This window comes from Brevibacterium sanguinis (genome assembly GCF_039528855.1).
GTDB classification, from domain to species: Bacteria; Actinomycetota; Actinomycetes; order Actinomycetales; family Brevibacteriaceae; genus Brevibacterium; species Brevibacterium sanguinis.
In genome coordinates this window covers 234,925-250,526 of record NZ_BAAAMB010000010.1, presented here as the reverse complement: position 1 = coordinate 250,526, position 15,602 = coordinate 234,925, and the positions used below count along the sequence as shown (strand labels likewise).

The window sequence follows — 15,602 nt, the reverse complement described above, 5'->3', positions numbered from 1 at the left end:
TGTTCACAACAGCGGTGATCCAGAACGGCGGCGGGTCAGTACGGCGGCTATTCAGAACGACAGTGGTTCGGAATGGCAGTGGTTCAGAACGGCGGAGGCTCGCCGTTGTCCCAGACCCACTCCTGTTTCGCGGGGTCCTTCCTTTGAATCGAACTCGTGCGCTTCGTCCATCCCGGGAATCCTCTGTCAGCGGCCGGCCCCGGGCAATCCCTGGAGGTCCGCACCTCCCCGGGAGCTGGGGCAGTCGAGTCCCCCTGGGGTGGGCCGGGGTCAGGAGCTTCATGTTCGGGGTCGGGGGTGGCTGAATGGTCGGCGGTGTCGGCACGATCGGAGGTGTCTGCGTCCCCACGAGTCTCGATGAGGCGGGCGTTCTCCGCGTTGACAGGGCTGTCCCCGGGGACTGTGGACACACGTGTCCCGTGGGCGAACGTGTACTCCAACACTCCGTGGCGGTTCATCCGGACCGAGTATCTGCCGTCCGTTTTGCCCTGATGATGCTGCTCGCACATCGGGTGGAGGTTGCCGAACACCGTGAGCCCGCCTGCGGCGGGATCGTCGTGGTTGAACGGGATGATGTGGTCGATCTGGGAGGACTCGGCACGCCTGCGGCATCCGGGCATGGAACACCACTGCCATTGGGAGACCAGTGTGTTCCGGACTCCTTCGGGAATGTAGTACGACGTGGCTTTCGCATCGATCGGAGTGCCGGTGGCAGGGTCGGTGAGGATCCGCATCCACGATGAGCAGTTCCCTGCGATCATTCGGGCGGTCTCGGCGGGGACGGGTGTGCCGTCGGAGAAGGTGCCGGGCAGGTCGCAATCGCCCATGAGGCTCATGCACGGGACAGTGATCATCATGCGCGCCTGCCCTGCCAGCCAGTAGGGGGCCGTCGGGCTGACGAGGACGAGGGAGAACGCAACTCGCCCCTGCTCGTCGCACTCGATGCCGTCCAGGCGCGTCATCCGGATACCGGTCGAGGGCTTGAGCTTCCGATCGTCCGGCGTCGTCTCGTTGTGGGCGGCGGTGCCGCCTACCCCAACGTTGAGTGAGGTGGCAGGATCGCCGGAGTCGACCATTCCCTCGGTGCCGCTCATCTCCGATTCACCTGACGACCCCTCATTGTCGGCCGCAGAGACAGTGCTGGCCGCAGGATTCATGCCGTCTGCTGAGTCGATGCCGATCGCCGTGTGGATCGCGGCAGCCATGTCGTCGACTGTTTGCACGTTCTCGAGGTCGAGCGGGATGTCGCGAGTCGTCGTCGACCCCGTTTCGGTGTCCCGGGCTCGCACCTGAACGCGCAGCTGGGGAACGCTGCTGGTGAGAATGTCGAACATCAGTGCGTCGATGCCGCGCAGATCGTCGAGGCAGGCACCCTCGGGCAGTTGATCGGCGAAAGCCGCGGTGTTGCCATTCCGAATCGCCTTCGCGAATGCCTCGATGCGCAGGTAGCAGGCCTGCAGCTCGGCAGAGGATCCGGTGAGCATCATGCACGCGCTGCCGTCGGGGTTCGTCATCAGAGATACCCGTCGCCGCTCGTGCGCCGTTTGCGTACGGTCCTCGGGCGGCTGCAGGATGCCGATCTTCATGCTCAGTGACTTCTTGAAGGTCTGGATCGTGACATCCGGGCGCCGCTGGCACAGGTATTCGTCGATGACCGGCAGCAACGAGAAGTGCACGTTCTCGCACTGACGGGTCGCGGCGATGACGTGTTCGATGGTGAATTCTCCGGCCAGGCAGCGGGCATGGAACTTGGGGAGCCCGTGGATGAGCGTCATCGCGTGCGTGACGTGCGCGTACGTGCTGCCGATGGTGGTTCCGAGGATTGAGGTGAGCTCGGCGATGTCTTCGGAGTGGGAATGCATGTGGACCCAGCCGTCGAAGGTCTGCGTGGGCCGGAAACGGGGAAATCCGGGCAGCTTCGCCGAGGTGGTGCCGGGCATCCCTGCCGACGCATCCTCGGCGTCGTCGGCAGTGACCCAGTCGGCGGTACAGCCGGCGTTCTTGGCGAATCGATGCACGGTCTGGGAGAAGCTCGCGTGCTCATAGGGCCGATCGGGGTCGGGGTTGAGCAGGTTGAGGTGCGCAATGACGTCGGCGAGGAAGAGCTTCGCTGTGACCTCGAATGCCGTGATCTGGGCCCGATCGCTGGCGGTGTAGAAGGCGACGGCCTCGGCGTAAGGAGATGAGGGATCGATGTCGAGGCGTGACGGTGTGCGGCCAGGTTCGTCCGCGGAAAGAGCGGATTCGGTTGTGTCTTCCACGGCTGGTCACCTGTCTTCCCACGTCAGCGTGGCTGATGACAACAGTGTAGTTCACGTCACATCTGATGTCAATGAATATTTCGAAACTCGTTCGAACGAAGAATTCATTCATTTCGCGGTGCTCAGTGATTTTCGGTCGGTGGAAGATCGTCTCGGTTGGGTGTGATGGGGGTGCGTCCAGAGGTCGTGTGGGTCGGTCTGGGGGTGTGCGAGCGTGCTCGCCGACCCTGGGAGTGGGTCAGATTTCTGTGCGCCGAGAGGGGCACCGCGGATCGTGTGAGCATGGCCGGTGCCAGCGTCATCAGGACTGACGGTTCGAGTGACAGCCACCTCACACGCCGGTACCCTCGGGGAGAACACGACAGGGACCCGGCGAGCGGTTTCGGGAAAGCATCGGTGACGGCGCGGAACGTCGGCAGCCAGACTTCAAGAGGAGGCGCACATGCACTGTCTTCCGCGAAGTGCGCTGATTGAGCGCCTTGCGGCTGGGGGCTTTTGTTCGTACCGGATGTCCGACGGAACATCCTCATCTCGACACCGGTCGACTGGCCCAGGGATTCCGACTGCCGCGAAGAAGCCTCCGTCATGACGGGGAGTCCGTTGCCGCCGTGGCCGAGTCGCGCGCCGACGTTCGGAGGAGTTTCACTTCGTGCCGTTGACGAGCGCGACGTCGCGATGGCCATGGAACTGTCGACCGACCCGTACGTGCCGCTGACGGGATCTCTACCGCACAATGCTGCTGACGACGATGCTCGGGCATGGACGATGCGCCAACAACGGCGATATGCCGAGGGCACCGGCTTCTCGTTTGCCATCGTCAGCGTTGACAGCGGAAAGTCTGTCGGCCATTGCGGTCTTTGGCTGAGGGAGCTCGATGATGGTCGCGGTTCGGCCGGGTACGCCATCGTGCCGTCCGCTCGAGGTCGAGGTTTCGCCGCCGATGCGCTGAGCGCTCTGACATCATTCGGGTGGACTCTGCCCGAACTTCACCGCATCGCTCTCTTCATCGAACCGTGGAACCATGCGTCTGTGCGAACTGCGAAGCGAGCGGGGTATCGTCGGGAAGGACTTCTCGCGAGTCATCAGCGCATCGGCGGCGAACGCAAGGACATGCTGCTCTATGCTGCCATCAAGCCCGTTCGGGCATCGCGATCGTGAGATCAAGAACCTGCTTGGCGATCGGGAATTCATGGGTGTGACCGCGCCGAGGCGGTCGGGAATCCTTCGCTATGTGGATGGGGAACGTGGATGGGGGAACTCTGTGGAGTCGAACGACGGTGACGTGATCCGAGCAGTCGTCTTCGACGTAGGAGAGACGCTCGTCGACGAAACGAGAATGTGGACTGCTCTGGCCACGTCGGCCAATGTCCAACCTCTCACACTGTTCGCTGTATTGGGGTCGATGATCGAGCGCGGTATCGACCATCGTCGCCTCTGGAACGAGCTCGGAGTGCGAGCCCCCGATATCACGCACCGCCTGGAGCCCTCCGATCTCTACCCGGATGCGCTGCCGTGCCTGAACGCTGTGCGGAATGTCGGCTATCTCGTCGGCATCGCCGGGAACCAGCCTGCGGGTGTCTGCCGTCAATTGGAGACGCTCGGATTCGAGGCTGACTTCATCGCGTCTTCGGCGGAGTGGGGCGTGGAGAAGCCCGATGCCGAGTACTTCGACCGGATCATCGACGCGACCCGGATGCGACCTGCACAGATTCTCTACGTCGGTGACCGAGTCGACAACGACATCATCCCTGCGCATCGAGCCGGGATGGCCACGGCATTCCTCCTTCGCGGACCATGGGCGCATATTCATGTGCGGAGCCCCGAGGCGGCGCTCGCCGACCTGACCGTCAATTCGCTCGACGACCTCGAACGCGTACTGACAGACGCCGACTTCTCTCAACCTCGCTGAGGTGCACAGCTCGACGTGATCAGAACAGCGATCCACGACGTTCCGCCGGTGGACCAGCTTTCGACACTCTCTGCGATGTCGTGGACGGTGCGCGGTGGGCACAGCACCTATTGTTCGATCGGACCGGTCACCCTAGGCTGGAAGAACGTCGGTGGCGTTCTCGACTTCGAAGATCGCCGCTCGGATGACGAATGATGCAGCACGAAGGAGTGCCATGACCGATACCCCCGAACAGACGTCGACGACGCCCGAGCAGACGTCCGTTGCGGTTCTCGACTCCGCGCCCACGATCGAGGGGGAGTCGAAGTCACGGGTCGCGATGACGCAGGCCGCCGTCGACCTCCTCGGCGATCTCGTCGCCAAGCACGGCCAGCTGATGTTCCATCAGTCCGGCGGCTGCTGCGACGGATCTTCGCCGATGTGCTTCCCCGAAGGCGACTTCATCACCTCCGACGCCGACGTCCTCCTCGGCCACTTCGAGCTGCCGCTGCCCGCGCCCAACGCGAAGGGGGAGACGACCTCGGGCATCGACTTCTGGATGTCGGCCGAGCAGTTCGAGTACTGGAAGCACACCCACCTCACCGTCGACGTCGTCCCCGGCCGCGGCAGCGGATTCAGCGTCGAATCGCCGACCGGCAACCGCTTCCTCATCCGCTCGACGCTCATGGACATCGCGTGAGCTCGACACCCGACGTCTGACTCGCGCCGGCCCAGCAGCCCTGCTTCCGCGCGTAGGACTCCCGCGCCCTACTTCCCCGGCGCGATGAGCTCGGGTTCGCCGAGGGAGAGCATGAGCCGGTTCGCCCAATTGAAGAACGCCGCCCCGCCGAGCACATCGACGATCTCCGCATCATCGAGGCCCGCCTCGCGCAGCGCCCCGACGCGCTCGGGCCCGAACGCCGACGGCGTGAGGCTGAGCGCGACCGAGGCGTCGACGATGGCATCCCACACCGGATCGCCGAGGCGCGACGCCGTCCCCGTCCCCTCGTCGAGCAGCGCCTGCACGAGGTCCCGCCGCCCCGACTCCTCGGTCGCGCGGTCGGCATGGATCGACGCGCAGAACAGGCACCCGTTGAGCCGTGAGGCCGCCGTCGCCGCGAGCTCCCGCTCCGCCCGCCCGACCCCGTCGCTGACGTTGAAGAAGATGTCGAGATCCGTCAGCGTCCGCGCCCGCAGCGCCGCCGGATCCCGCGCGAGCAGACGGAAGTAGGGATTCTTCGCCCGTCCGGCCTCGATGAGGGCAGCGCGCTGAGCCTCGGTGAGATCCGCCTCGGCGACCGGCGCGATCCACGGCACCCACCCGAGCCCCGCCTGCTGGAACACCTCGGGCCGCCTCAGCTCGGGATACGTGCTCACCCGGGCGCGCGCCTCGGCGATGTCCGGGGACTCCTTCCCGGTGGCAGAGGTCCGATCAGCCGCCGAGGCGGTGGACCGATCCGGGGCCTCCGCGGGAGTCAGCGGGCGCAGCGGGACCTGCTCCTCGGCCGCCGCCGGCGCGTGAGAGAGCGCGGTCAGCCCGACGCTCAGCCGGATCTGGAAGTTAAGGAACGACACGAGCTGCGCGAGCGTGACGATCCCGTCCTCATCCCAGCCGGCCGCGAGCAGCCGCACGAGATCCTCCGGCCCGGCATCGCGGGGATGGAGCACGAGCAGGTGAGCGAACTCGAGCGCCGCCGAGGTGACCGGACCGAGCGTCTCCCGTGACTTCGCGTCGACGACGAGCTCCGGCCCGGGAACGCTCTCCGCGGCCAGGGCCGCAGAACCGTAGGACCCGAAGGGCCCTCGCACGGGACCGCTGGCATCGAGGTCGACGACGACCTCGTCGAGGAGCTCCGCCACGGCCCACGAGGCGGCCTCGTCCTCGTCGCGGAGGAGATCGCGGTAGAACTCCTCACCCGCGCTCGATCCGAGCAACCCCGCGGTGAACGCGGCGACGACGTAGCGATCGCGGTGGGAGAAGTCGCCGGGGTCCTCGGGTTCGAGGAGCGCCTCGAAGCTCAGCTGCGCATTCTCCTTCGCCTGCGCGCGGTGGTCGCGGACGAGATCGAGCGGGTCACCGGGGGCGATGCCCGCGAGCGTGTTGATGATGTCGGTCATGGCGCGACCCCTGCGGATTCTGCGATTCCCGCTGACCGTGCGCCTCCCGCAGACTCTGCGACCCCCGCGGACTGTGCGATCCCCGCAGACTCCGCCGGAGCCGCCCCGTCGACGCGCAGGCCGAGGGCGGGGGCCACCTCGGTGGCGAGCAGCTCGATCGAGCGCAGGGTGTGCGCGTTCGTCGCCGGCACCGAATGGACCTGGAAGCTGACATCCGACACCCGCCCGAGCACCCGGTCGGCCGCGAGCCGCTCGATGATCTGCTCCGGCGTGCCGAGGTAGGTGTCCGTCGCGGTGAGCAGCTCGTCGAGGTCGAGGCCCGAGGTGTCGTACCCGACGAGCCGGTCCGCCTCGGCGCGCAGTGCGGGTTCGGTGAGCGCGCGCAGACGGGGCAGGTCCTCGGCATCGGCGACGACGGCGGTCCGCGACGCGAGGATCCGCGGTGCGACACCCGCCGGCAGCGCCTCGAGGTACGTGTCGATGACGGGCAGTTGGATCTCATCGAGGCTCGCCCCGAGGTTGTCGCCGGGTCGCGGCTGCGTGCGCGAGAGCATGAGGCCGTCCCCGGCAGCTCCCGCAGCACCGGCCCCACCGGCGGAGAACGTCGCCTGCCAGAGCCGATCACCGAGGCCGCGCCGAGTCTGCGAGCCATCCGAGGCAGACCCGGCCGCCGACCCACCCGCCTCACCGGGGGCCGCCCCGCCATCCGCCGACCCAACGCTGTCCGGTCCCGGATAGAGGAGGTGACCGGTCTCGAGCGCATCACCGCGGAGCAGCGTGCGCAGGGTCGCGAGGTTGTCGGCGAAGACCTCGCGCCGCTCATCGAACGTCGTGCCGAAGGCCGGGAACGATCGGGGATTGCCGCCCGAGCCGAGGCCGATCTCCAGCCGTCCTGCGGCGAGCACGTCGACGACCGCGGCGTCCTCGGCCACGCGCACCGCGTTCTCCATCGGCAGGGTGATGATCGCCGTGCCCAACCGGATCCGGTCCGTCCGCGCGGCGGCGTGGGAGAGGAAGACGAGCGGGGAGGGCAGTCCGCCCTCGGCGGCGGAGAAATGGTGCTGGGCGACCCATGCCGTGCCGAATCCGAAGCGCTCGGCCTGCTCGATCTGCTCGAGCGCGAAGCGATACCGCTGGTCAGCCGGAGCATCCTCGAGGAGGCGGGTGAAGAACCCGAGCGTCGGGCCCACCGGTGTGGTGTTCGTGGTCTCAGTCGCAGAGTTCCCAGTCGCAGAGTTCTCAGTCGCAGAGTTCTCAGTCATCGGTGTCTCAGCTTTCTGTCGGAGCGGAAGGAGTGGAGGCGGCAGGGGCTGGCAGGTCCAGCGGCCGGGGGATCGCGTCGAGGAGCGAGCGCGTGTAGGCGGTCTGCGGTCGGGTGAAGAGGTCCTCCGTCCGACCGCTCTCGACGAGGTGTCCGCGCGACATGACGGACACGGTATCAGCGATCTGGCGCACCACGGAGAGGTCGTGGGAGATGAAGACGTACGTCAGTCCCAGCTCGGTCTGCAGCTGCCCGAGGAGGTCGAGGATCTGCGCCTGCACCGTGACGTCGAGAGCGGAGACCGCCTCGTCGAGGACGACGAGCTCGGGTCCGGCGATGAGCGCACGGGCGATCGCGACGCGCTGCAGCTGCCCGCCCGAGAGCTCCCGCGGCCGCCGATCGACGAACGCCGTCGGCAGTGCGACTCGCTCGAGCATCGCGGTCACGCGCGCACCGCGCTCGGCCCGGGTTCCGATCCGGAAGTTCCGCAGCGGTTCGGTGAGGATCGCCCCGATCGACTGCTGCGGGTCGAGCGCCGAATACGGGTTCTGGTGGACGAGCTGGACGGTCCGCCGCAGGCTCCGCAGCCGCGCCCGGCGGTCCCGGCCGACGCCGAGGTCCGCGGCATCGATCTCTCCGATCCGCACCGTCCCGGCCTGCGGGGTGAGGAACCCGGCGAGCGCCCGACCCGTCGTCGTCTTCCCCGACCCCGACTCCCCGACGATGCCGTGCGTCGTCCCGCGCGCGACCGTGAGCGAGACGTCCTCGACCCCGATGACCTCGCCGAGGCGGCCGGCAGTCCCGCTCTCACCATCAGTCCCGTTCTCACCGGCAGTCCCGTTCTCACCAGGAGCGTCGTCCCCGCGGGCGTAGATCTGCGTGAGCCCCTCGACCGCGACGAAGGGGCTCTCACCAGGCTCACCAATATCGCGGGCCACCCGGTCCCGGAGCCCGGTCCGCGCGTGCAGCGCGGGGGCGTCGGCGAGGAGCCGGGCGGTGTAATCGGCCGCCGGACGGGAGAAGATGTCGGCCGCCGTCCCGGTCTCGACGACGCGGCCTGCGCGCATGACGACGACCTCGTCGGCCCGCTCACCGGCGACCGCGAGATCGTGGGTGATGAGGAGGACGCCCATGCCCGTCTCCGCGCGCAGCTCGTCGAGGAGGTCGAGGATGCGCTTCTGCACCGTGACGTCGAGAGCCGAGGTCGGCTCGTCGGCGATGAGCAGCCGGGGCCGCAGCGCGATCGCCGCCGCGATGAGCACCCGCTGGCGCATGCCCCCGGAGAGCTCGTGCGGATACTGGTCGGCGCGCATCATGGGCCGGTCGATGCCGACGCGTTCGAGGAGGTCGATGACCTGGGCGCGAGCGGCCCGGCGGTCGGCCCGCTTGTGGATGCGCAGCGCCTCGGCGACGGACGTCCCCACGGTCTGCAGCGGGTTGAGCGAGTTCCCGGGATCCTGCGGCACATACCCGATCTGCGCCCCGCGCACCCCGCGCCAGCCCTGCCGGGACAGCGTCGTGAGATCGACGTCGCCGAGGCGGATCCCTCCTGAGGTCACCCGCGCGGTCTCCGGGAGGAGGCCGAGGACGGCGTTCGCCGTCGTCGATTTGCCCGACCCGGACTCGCCGACGACCGCCGTCGTCTCACCCGGACGGACGACGAGGTCGACGTCGTCGACCGCGGGATCGGCGGAACCGCCTCGGCGGGAGTAGTCGACGGTGAGACCGCGGACGGCGAGCAGCGCAGCGGACCCGGCGGGAGCCGGCGCGGTGACAGCGGGAGCGGTCGAGAGGGTCATGAGGTGACCTTTCGCAGGGTGTTGCCGATCTGGTGGGTGGCGAGCACGACGGCCATGACGACGAGGCCGGGCAGGACCGTCAGCCACCATGCGGTGGCGACGAAGTTGCGGCCCTCGGCGATGATGAGGCCCCATTCCGGGGTCGGCGGCGGGGTGCCGTAGCCGAGGAAGCCGAGCGTCGAGATCTGGAGGATCGCCGACCCGATCTGGAGGACGGCGAGCGTGAGGACCGGGGAGATCGAGTTCGGGAGGATGTGGCGCCCGAGCACCGACCAGTACGTGCCGCCGGACCCGTAGGCCGCGGCGACGTAGTCACTCGTGTTGATCCGCACGGCCTCTGACCTCGTCAGACGCGCGAACTGCGCAATCGCGGTGACGCCGACCGCGATCGCCGCGTTGATCGTGCCGAAGCCGAGGACGATGACGATCGAGAGGCTGAGCAGGATCGCGGGGATCGAGAGGAGGACGTCGACGGCGCGCATGAGCACGTCATCGACCCAGCCGCGGCGCGTGCCGGCGATGAGCCCGATCCCGGTGCCGACGATGAGCCCGACGCCGACGGCGACGAGGGCCGCCAGCAGCGACTGGGACGCGCCGTGGACGACCCGGGCGAAGACGTCGCGGCCCGTCTGATCGGTGCCGAACCAGTGGTCGGCGCTCGGCGCGAGAAGGGCCGCGGTGTCCCCGCCGTCATTGGGATCGTACTGCGTGAAGAGACCGGGCACGAGCGCCCAGGCGACGGCGATGAGGAGCACGAGCGCCGACACCGCGGTCGCCGGCCCGATGACCGCGCCCGCCGCCCCGAGCCGAGTGACGCTGAAGCGAGTGCCGCCGGACCGACTGCCGCGGGACCCGTCGGGGCCGGTGCCGTCACCGGTCGGTCGGTTGAGGCTCGTGCGGGTGAGACTCGAGATGAAGCTCATGGCCTCGCCTTCCTCGTCGCATGATCGTCGGTACCCCAGTCCAGCTCGACGCCGACGCTGCTCGCGCTCGCCGCCAGGGCCTGCTTCGTCCGGTCGTCGGGTGTCCGTTGTCGTGTCGCCGTCTGCGATGGTCTCCGCAGTCCCCGCGCCGAGGCGGTTCCCCGGCCGCGTCGGAGTCGGACGTCGACGACGGGGTAGAGGAGGTCGACGACGAGGTTGATGACGACATAGCCGAGCGTGGCGAGGACGACGACGGCGAGCAGGATCGGATTGTCGCGGTTCGTCACCGCCTGCGCGGTGATCTGGCCGATGCCGTTGCGGCCGAACACGGTCTCCGTGACGACGGCGCCGGCGACGAGTTCGCCGAAGATCAGGCCGACGATCGTCAGCCCCGGCAGCAGCGCGTTGCGGGCGACGGCGTGGACGAGGATCCACAGCTCGGAGGCCCCCTTCGCGGCCGTCACCTTGACGAAGCCCGCGGCCTTGACCTCGGTGATCGAGCGGATGAGGACCTGCGCGATCGGGGCCGACAGCGGGACGGCGACGGTGAGCGTGGGGAGGACGAGCGCCTCGGCGGGGCCGGGGGAGACGACGGAGACGAAGCCGAGCTGGAACGAGAACACCTGGATGAGGAGGATCCCGAGCCAGAACACGGGGATCGAGATGAAGAGGCTCGGCACGGAGTCGAGGACCCGGCGCACCCACGCCCGCGGGCCGGTCGTCGGGCCGAAGGTCGCGAACACCGCGATGAGCACGCCGAGGACGACCGCGGTGAGGAAACCGGAGACCGCGAGTGCGAGCGTCGAGGGCAGGGCGGCGGCGACGATCGTCGACACGGCGGCTCCCGTCTGCACGGAGAACCCGAAGTTCCCGGTGAGGAACCCGCCGAGCGTGATGAGGTAGCGGGTGAGCAGCGGTTCGTCCGCGCCGGTCTCCGCGCGGATCGCCGCGACCTGGTCGGCCGAGAGTCCGAGCGCGGGATCGGCGAAGCGGGCGGTCACCCCGTCCCCGGGGATGACGGAGAGGAGGACGAACGCCGCGGTGAAGGCGAGCAGCAGGACGAGGAGAGCCTGTCCGAGCCGCAGCCAGAGGTATCTCAGGTCGATCATCATCAGCTCGCAATCCAGGTGCTGTAGAAGTCGGGGCGGCCCACGGGTTCGGTGGCGAAACCATGGACGCGGCGGCGGAAGGCGAAGACCTGCGGCTCCTCGAAGAACGGGAGGACGTAGGCCTGGTCGACGAGGTAGGACTGGACCGCCTCGGCGGCGGCCTGGCGACGCGCCGTCGCCGGTTCGGAGGCCAGGGCGTCGAGGAGACGGTCGATCTCCGGGTCGACGGTGTCGTCCGCGGCGTCGTCGCGGCCGGCGGCGTTGAGGAAGACGTCCCGGTTGACCGAGGCGTAGTTCGACCGCAGGTTGTCGTAGTCGGCCCGGGCGACCATCGAGTGGTAGATCTGGATCGAGTCGAGGTCGAGGGCGTCGAGCGTCTGCTTCGCCTGGTCGCCGGGGTTGATCGACAGGCGCACCCCGACGCGGCGCAGCTGCTGCTGGACGAGCGTCTGCACCTCGTTCGACCGCGGCTGCGGCAGTGCCGTGTTGACGGTGAGCGCGAGGACCTGTCCGTCCTTGACGCGGTACCCGCCGGCCCCGCGTTCGGCCCAGCCCGCCTCGTCGAGGAGGCGGTTCGCCGCGGCGGGGTCGTAGACCCAGGCCCCGGTCTGGTCCGTGTAGCCCATCGCGCCCTGCGCGAGCAGCCCCGTGGCGAGCGGGTAGTTCGGGGTGAAGAGCTTGTCGACGATCTCCTGGCGGTCGATCGCCGAGATGAGGGCCCGGCGGACGCGGATGTCGGCGAGCAGGGGGTGGCGGAAGCGGAAGTTGATGCTGTTGTTGATCCCGTTCGTCGCCTTCGCATAGAGGCGCAGCCCCTGCTCGGACACGCGCGGCTCGTCGGGGGCCTGGACGTCGCGGACGCCGTCGGCCTGGCCGGAGAGCACTGCGCCGATGCGCACCGAGTACTCGCTGTTGACGAGGTAGTCGATGCCGTCGAGGTACGGCCGGCCCTGATGCTTCAGGTGCGGCGGCGCCCAGTCGTAGTCCTCCCGGGCGCGGATCGAGAGCTTCGTCCCGATCGTCTCGGCGGTGATGCGGAAGGGACCGGCCGTGTGGATCTTCGTCGCGCTGCCGGGACCGAAGCCCTCGGCGTCGAGGTCGAGGGTGGAATCGGCGAGGAGTCCCGCGTTCATCGTCGATGTCGCCTGCGCGAAGCCGGGGGAGGGCGCGGTGAAGTGGAAGCGCACGCGACGGTCGTCGAGGACCTCGGCACGGTCGTAGTTCGAGATCTGCTCGGACACGGGCAGGGTGCGCGATTCGTCGCCGCGGCCGAAGAGGTCGAAGTTCTTCGCGACGTTCGCCGCCGTCAGCGGGGACCCGTCGGAGTACGTGACGCCCTGCCGCAGGGTGAACGTGAACTCGGTGGCGTCGGCGCTGATCTCCGGCAGCGCGGTCGCCAGCCACGGGAAGAGCTCGAGGGTCTCAGGGTCCTGCCAGAGCAGGCGCGCGGAGATGTTGTTCATGATCCCGCCGTTGGGGTAGAAGCCGACGGACGGCGGGTAGAGGAGCGTCCACGTCTGCGGCTCGAAGTACGTGAGCACCCCGCCGTTCACGGGCGGACCGTCGGTGAGCGGATCGGTGTCGGTCGGGGTGCAGGCGCTCAGTGCGGCGAGCGCCCCGAGGCCGAGACCGACGCCGAGCACACTGCGCCGGGTGGTTCCGCCGAGGCGGGCAGCAGGCACAGCGGTCGCGCGGTGCCGGGGACGGAGGTCCGTCATGGTGGTGAAGTCCTTCGAGCAGGCGGGGCGGTGTCAGTGGGGCTGCGGAGATCGCGGCGCCGGTGGAGCTTTTTAGCTCAACAATCGACGCGGTGAATCGATTCCGCGTCGGCGCACATCGGCATTCGCCGTGTCGCGTCCCAGGTGGTCGTCTGCATGCCCTGAAGTCAATCCCATCCGCGTCATGACTGTCAATTCGTGCCTTAATATTGAGACATGATGCTGCCTGCGACCTTCGATCATCTCGTCATCGCCGTCCCGGATCTCGCGCAATCTGTTGAGCAATGTGAGGCGATTCTCGGTGTTCGTCCGGTGTCCGGAGGGGCGCACCCCGGGCGCGGCACCGCGAACGCGCTGCTCGGGCTCGAGATCGCCGGGACCCGGACCGAGCGCGGCTACCTCGAGCTCCTCGGGCCCGACCCCGAGCAGAACCCCGATCCCGCCGCTGACCCGACGGCGCCGGACCCGACGGCCCCAGACCCGACGGCACCCGACCCGACGGCGCCCGCACTGCCCCCGGCGCTCGCGGGGGTCACCGCACCGCTCGTGCAGCGGTGGGCGATCCATCCGCGGGGATTCGACCGGGCCGTCGCGGCTGCCGCGGAGGCGACGGATCCGCCCGTCGACCTCGGCGCGGTGTTCGATATGTCCCGCCGGACACCGGATGGTGAGACCCTGCGGTGGCGGCTGACGCGACGGACTCCGCTCGCGCTCGGCGGGATCCAGCCCTTCCTCATCGACTGGCTGGACACCCCGCACCCGGCGAGCCGCGCGATGCCGACCGTCGCCCTCGCCCAGTTCTGGGCGACGAGCCCCACGGTCGCGGACACCCGCGCCGTGCTCGCAGCTCTCGATGCGAGAATCGAGGTCGAAGCGGGGGAGACCGACGCTCTCCACGCCCGACTGGAAGGACCCGGTGGCACATGGCTGCTCTGATCCCCGCCCATCTCGACCACCTCGTCGTCACCGTCCCCGACCTGCCCGCGGCGGTCGCGGAGATCGAACGGGCCACCGGAGTGCCGGCCGTGCCCGGCGGCCGGCACCCCGGACTCGGGACGGCGAACTTCCTCATCGGGCTGGCACCGGCTGGCCGGCCGGACGGGGCGCACACGTATCTCGAGATCCTCGGACCCGATCCCGAGCAGGAGGCTCCGGCCGACGGCACGCTGCCGCTCGACGCGCATCTCGCGACCGCCCCGACCCTGCGCACGTGGGCGATCCACCCGCCGGCCATGGCGGCGACGGTCGCCGCCGTGCGCACCGCGGGCATCGACGTCGGCGAGGTCAGGGACATGTCGCGCGAGACCGCCGAGGGGAACCTCCTCGCGTGGCAGCTGACGAGCCGGTCCCCGCTCCCGCAGGAGGGGATCCAGCCGTTCCTCATCGACTGGGGTGACTCGGTCCATCCCGCCGAGGCGGCCCTGCCCTCCCTCGATCTCCTCGAGTTCATCGTCGAGGTGCCCTACGTCGCTGCGACGCGGAGCATGCTCGAGGTCCTCGGGGCCGGTGACACCGAGGTCGCCACCGGGCCCGAGCGCCGCCTGCGGGCGCGGCTGCGCGGTCCGGGCGGGGAGCTGACGTTCTGAGCGTACGGTGCCCGTCGCTTCGAGACTCGGCAGAGACCGCGATCCGGCAGAGACCGCGATCCGGCAGAGACCGAGATCCGGCAGGGACTGAGATCCGGCAGAGAGAGGGAACCCGCGGCTAGACTCGCAGGTGTGATTCCGCCCCTCATCCCCACCGGCCGCAGTCCGCGCGCTGCACGGATCGGTCGCGCCGCCTCGGCGTTGGTCGTCGCTGCCCTCCTCACCGCCGTCAGCGCGTGCGCGCCCGAGGAGGCCGAGGAGACCCGGCCGACACCGCAGGCGGTCGAGACGATCGCTGCCCCGTCGGTGACCGACCCGGCCGATCTCCCAGGACCGACGGCCACGGGACCCGGCGGTGATTCGGCCGGTGCGGTCGGCGTGACCGAAGGCGACATCGAGATGCAGGGCAGCGGGAAATGGGCGCGCCCGGCCGCTGAGGTCGGGCCCAACCGCGACGGCGGCAGGGCGTTCACGGTCGCCGTCCGGGTCGAGGACAATCTGCCCATCGACGTCGATGGCGCCTCCGACTTCATCATCGCGACCCTCCAGGACGAGCGCGGCTGGCAGGACATCGACGACGTGTCGATCGAACTCGTCGATTCGGGGCAGGACGCGATGATCAGTATCGCGAGCCCGAACACCGTCGATGAGATGTGCCTGCCGCTCAAGACGCTCGGGAAGCTCTCGTGCCGCAACGGCCCGAACGTCATCCTCAATGCCAAGCGCTGGGTGAGCGCGACTCCGGAGTTCGACGACATCACGCAGTACCGGCAGTACCTCATCAACCACGAGGTCGGGCATGCGCTCGGTCACGGCCACGAATCGTGCCCGGGTTCGGGGGAGACCGCCCCGCTCATGCAGCAGCAGACGAAGGGCCTGTCCGGCTGCACGCCCAACGGCTGGCCGTCCCAGGGGTAGTGGGTTCGGCCGCCTCGGGGA

General features: G+C 68.9%; 14 protein-coding genes. 7 read left to right on the top strand and 7 right to left on the bottom strand.

All coding sequences use genetic code 11. The features are described from left to right. Positions 1 to 83: 83 nt before the first annotated feature. Positions 84 to 2,261, bottom strand: a complete 2,178-nt coding sequence (locus ABD154_RS13110; RefSeq protein WP_211978066.1) for an HNH endonuclease signature motif containing protein — start codon at positions 2,259 to 2,261, stop codon at positions 84 to 86. A 585-nt stretch (positions 2,262 to 2,846) separates the two neighbouring features. Between ABD154_RS13110 and ABD154_RS13105 the strand changes: the two genes are divergently transcribed. Genes ABD154_RS13105 through ABD154_RS13090 form a run of 4 tightly spaced genes read left to right on the top strand, consistent with a single transcriptional unit; the run spans position 2,847 to position 4,849 of the window. Continuing rightward, on the top strand, positions 2,847 to 3,419 hold the full coding sequence (locus tag ABD154_RS13105; protein ID WP_211978065.1) for a GNAT family N-acetyltransferase: 573 nt from the start codon (positions 2,847 to 2,849) through the stop codon (positions 3,417 to 3,419). Continuing rightward, positions 3,382 to 4,170 (top strand): HAD family hydrolase, encoded by a 789-nt coding sequence (locus tag ABD154_RS13100; RefSeq protein ID WP_249120907.1) that lies wholly within the window; start codon positions 3,382 to 3,384, stop codon positions 4,168 to 4,170. The genes ABD154_RS13105 and ABD154_RS13100 overlap by 38 nt, the downstream gene beginning before the upstream one ends. Before the next feature lie 15 nt (positions 4,171 to 4,185). Beyond that, positions 4,186 to 4,365 (top strand): hypothetical protein, encoded by a 180-nt coding sequence (locus tag ABD154_RS13095; protein ID WP_211978064.1) that lies wholly within the window; start codon positions 4,186 to 4,188, stop codon positions 4,363 to 4,365. Positions 4,366 to 4,384: 19 nt separating this feature from the next. Further along, on the top strand, positions 4,385 to 4,849 hold the full coding sequence (locus ABD154_RS13090; protein ID WP_211978063.1) for a DUF779 domain-containing protein: 465 nt from the start codon (positions 4,385 to 4,387) through the stop codon (positions 4,847 to 4,849). A gap of 68 nt (positions 4,850 to 4,917) precedes the next feature. On the opposite strand, the gene ABD154_RS13085 is transcribed toward ABD154_RS13090, so the two are convergent. From ABD154_RS13085 to ABD154_RS13060, 6 genes are all read right to left on the bottom strand, one after another. Beyond that, complete coding sequence (locus tag ABD154_RS13085; protein ID WP_211978062.1) at positions 4,918 to 6,267, bottom strand: alkylhydroperoxidase domain protein; 1,350 nt, start codon at positions 6,265 to 6,267, stop codon at positions 4,918 to 4,920. Beyond that, a complete protein-coding gene (locus tag ABD154_RS13080) occupies positions 6,264 to 7,457 on the bottom strand; it encodes an LLM class flavin-dependent oxidoreductase (RefSeq protein ID WP_249120906.1) in 1,194 nt (397 codons plus the stop codon). The genes ABD154_RS13085 and ABD154_RS13080 overlap by 4 nt, the downstream gene beginning before the upstream one ends. 79 nt (positions 7,458 to 7,536) lie before the next feature. Continuing rightward, positions 7,537 to 9,327 (bottom strand): dipeptide ABC transporter ATP-binding protein, encoded by a 1,791-nt coding sequence (locus ABD154_RS13075; RefSeq protein ID WP_211978060.1) that lies wholly within the window; start codon positions 9,325 to 9,327, stop codon positions 7,537 to 7,539. Further along, positions 9,324 to 10,250, bottom strand: a complete 927-nt coding sequence (locus ABD154_RS13070; protein WP_211978059.1) for an ABC transporter permease — start codon at positions 10,248 to 10,250, stop codon at positions 9,324 to 9,326. Before ABD154_RS13070 ends, ABD154_RS13075 begins: the two co-directional genes overlap by 4 nt. Next, the gene (locus ABD154_RS13065; protein WP_344251404.1) at positions 10,247 to 11,359 is read right to left on the bottom strand and encodes an ABC transporter permease; all 1,113 of its coding nucleotides are present in this window, start codon (positions 11,357 to 11,359) and stop codon (positions 10,247 to 10,249) included. Before ABD154_RS13065 ends, ABD154_RS13070 begins: the two co-directional genes overlap by 4 nt. Positions 11,360 to 11,361: 2 nt before the next feature. Further along, positions 11,362 to 13,077, bottom strand: a complete 1,716-nt coding sequence (locus tag ABD154_RS13060; protein ID WP_211978057.1) for a TIGR04028 family ABC transporter substrate-binding protein — start codon at positions 13,075 to 13,077, stop codon at positions 11,362 to 11,364. 216 nt (positions 13,078 to 13,293) lie between these two features. On the opposite strand from ABD154_RS13060, the gene ABD154_RS13055 reads away from it, so the two are divergent. The 3 genes from ABD154_RS13055 (at position 13,294) to ABD154_RS13045 (ending at position 15,581) form a co-directional block, all read left to right on the top strand. Next, complete coding sequence (locus ABD154_RS13055; protein ID WP_211978056.1) at positions 13,294 to 14,013, top strand: VOC family protein; 720 nt, start codon at positions 13,294 to 13,296, stop codon at positions 14,011 to 14,013. Next, the gene (locus ABD154_RS13050; protein ID WP_198500621.1) at positions 14,001 to 14,663 is read left to right on the top strand and encodes a VOC family protein; all 663 of its coding nucleotides are present in this window, start codon (positions 14,001 to 14,003) and stop codon (positions 14,661 to 14,663) included. Before ABD154_RS13055 ends, ABD154_RS13050 begins: the two co-directional genes overlap by 13 nt. A gap of 132 nt (positions 14,664 to 14,795) precedes the next feature. Then, positions 14,796 to 15,581, top strand: coding sequence for a DUF3152 domain-containing protein (locus ABD154_RS13045; RefSeq protein ID WP_232623842.1), 786 nt, complete (start codon positions 14,796 to 14,798; stop codon positions 15,579 to 15,581). Positions 15,582 to 15,602: the final 21 nt, after the last annotated feature.

What these genes read in the sequence shown, in the direction of transcription:
- ABD154_RS13105 (WP_211978065.1), top strand. Translation starts at nt 2,847, where the DNA reads ATGACGGGGAGTCCGTTGCCGCCGTGGCCGAGTCGCGCGCCGACGTTC.
- ABD154_RS13100 (WP_249120907.1), top strand. Translation starts at nt 3,382, where the DNA reads ATGCTGCCATCAAGCCCGTTCGGGCATCGCGATCGTGAGATCAAGAAC.
- ABD154_RS13090 (WP_211978063.1), top strand. Translation starts at nt 4,385, where the DNA reads ATGACCGATACCCCCGAACAGACGTCGACGACGCCCGAGCAGACGTCC.
- ABD154_RS13085 (WP_211978062.1), bottom strand. Translation starts at nt 6,267, where the DNA reads ATGACCGACATCATCAACACGCTCGCGGGCATCGCCCCCGGTGACCCG.
- ABD154_RS13075 (WP_211978060.1), bottom strand. Translation starts at nt 9,327, where the DNA reads ATGACCCTCTCGACCGCTCCCGCTGTCACCGCGCCGGCTCCCGCCGGG.
- ABD154_RS13070 (WP_211978059.1), bottom strand. Translation starts at nt 10,250, where the DNA reads ATGAGCTTCATCTCGAGTCTCACCCGCACGAGCCTCAACCGACCGACC.
- ABD154_RS13065 (WP_344251404.1), bottom strand. Translation starts at nt 11,359, where the DNA reads ATGATCGACCTGAGATACCTCTGGCTGCGGCTCGGACAGGCTCTCCTC.
- ABD154_RS13060 (WP_211978057.1), bottom strand. Translation starts at nt 13,077, where the DNA reads ATGACGGACCTCCGTCCCCGGCACCGCGCGACCGCTGTGCCTGCTGCC.
- ABD154_RS13055 (WP_211978056.1), top strand. Translation starts at nt 13,294, where the DNA reads ATGATGCTGCCTGCGACCTTCGATCATCTCGTCATCGCCGTCCCGGAT.
- ABD154_RS13050 (WP_198500621.1), top strand. Translation starts at nt 14,001, where the DNA reads ATGGCTGCTCTGATCCCCGCCCATCTCGACCACCTCGTCGTCACCGTC.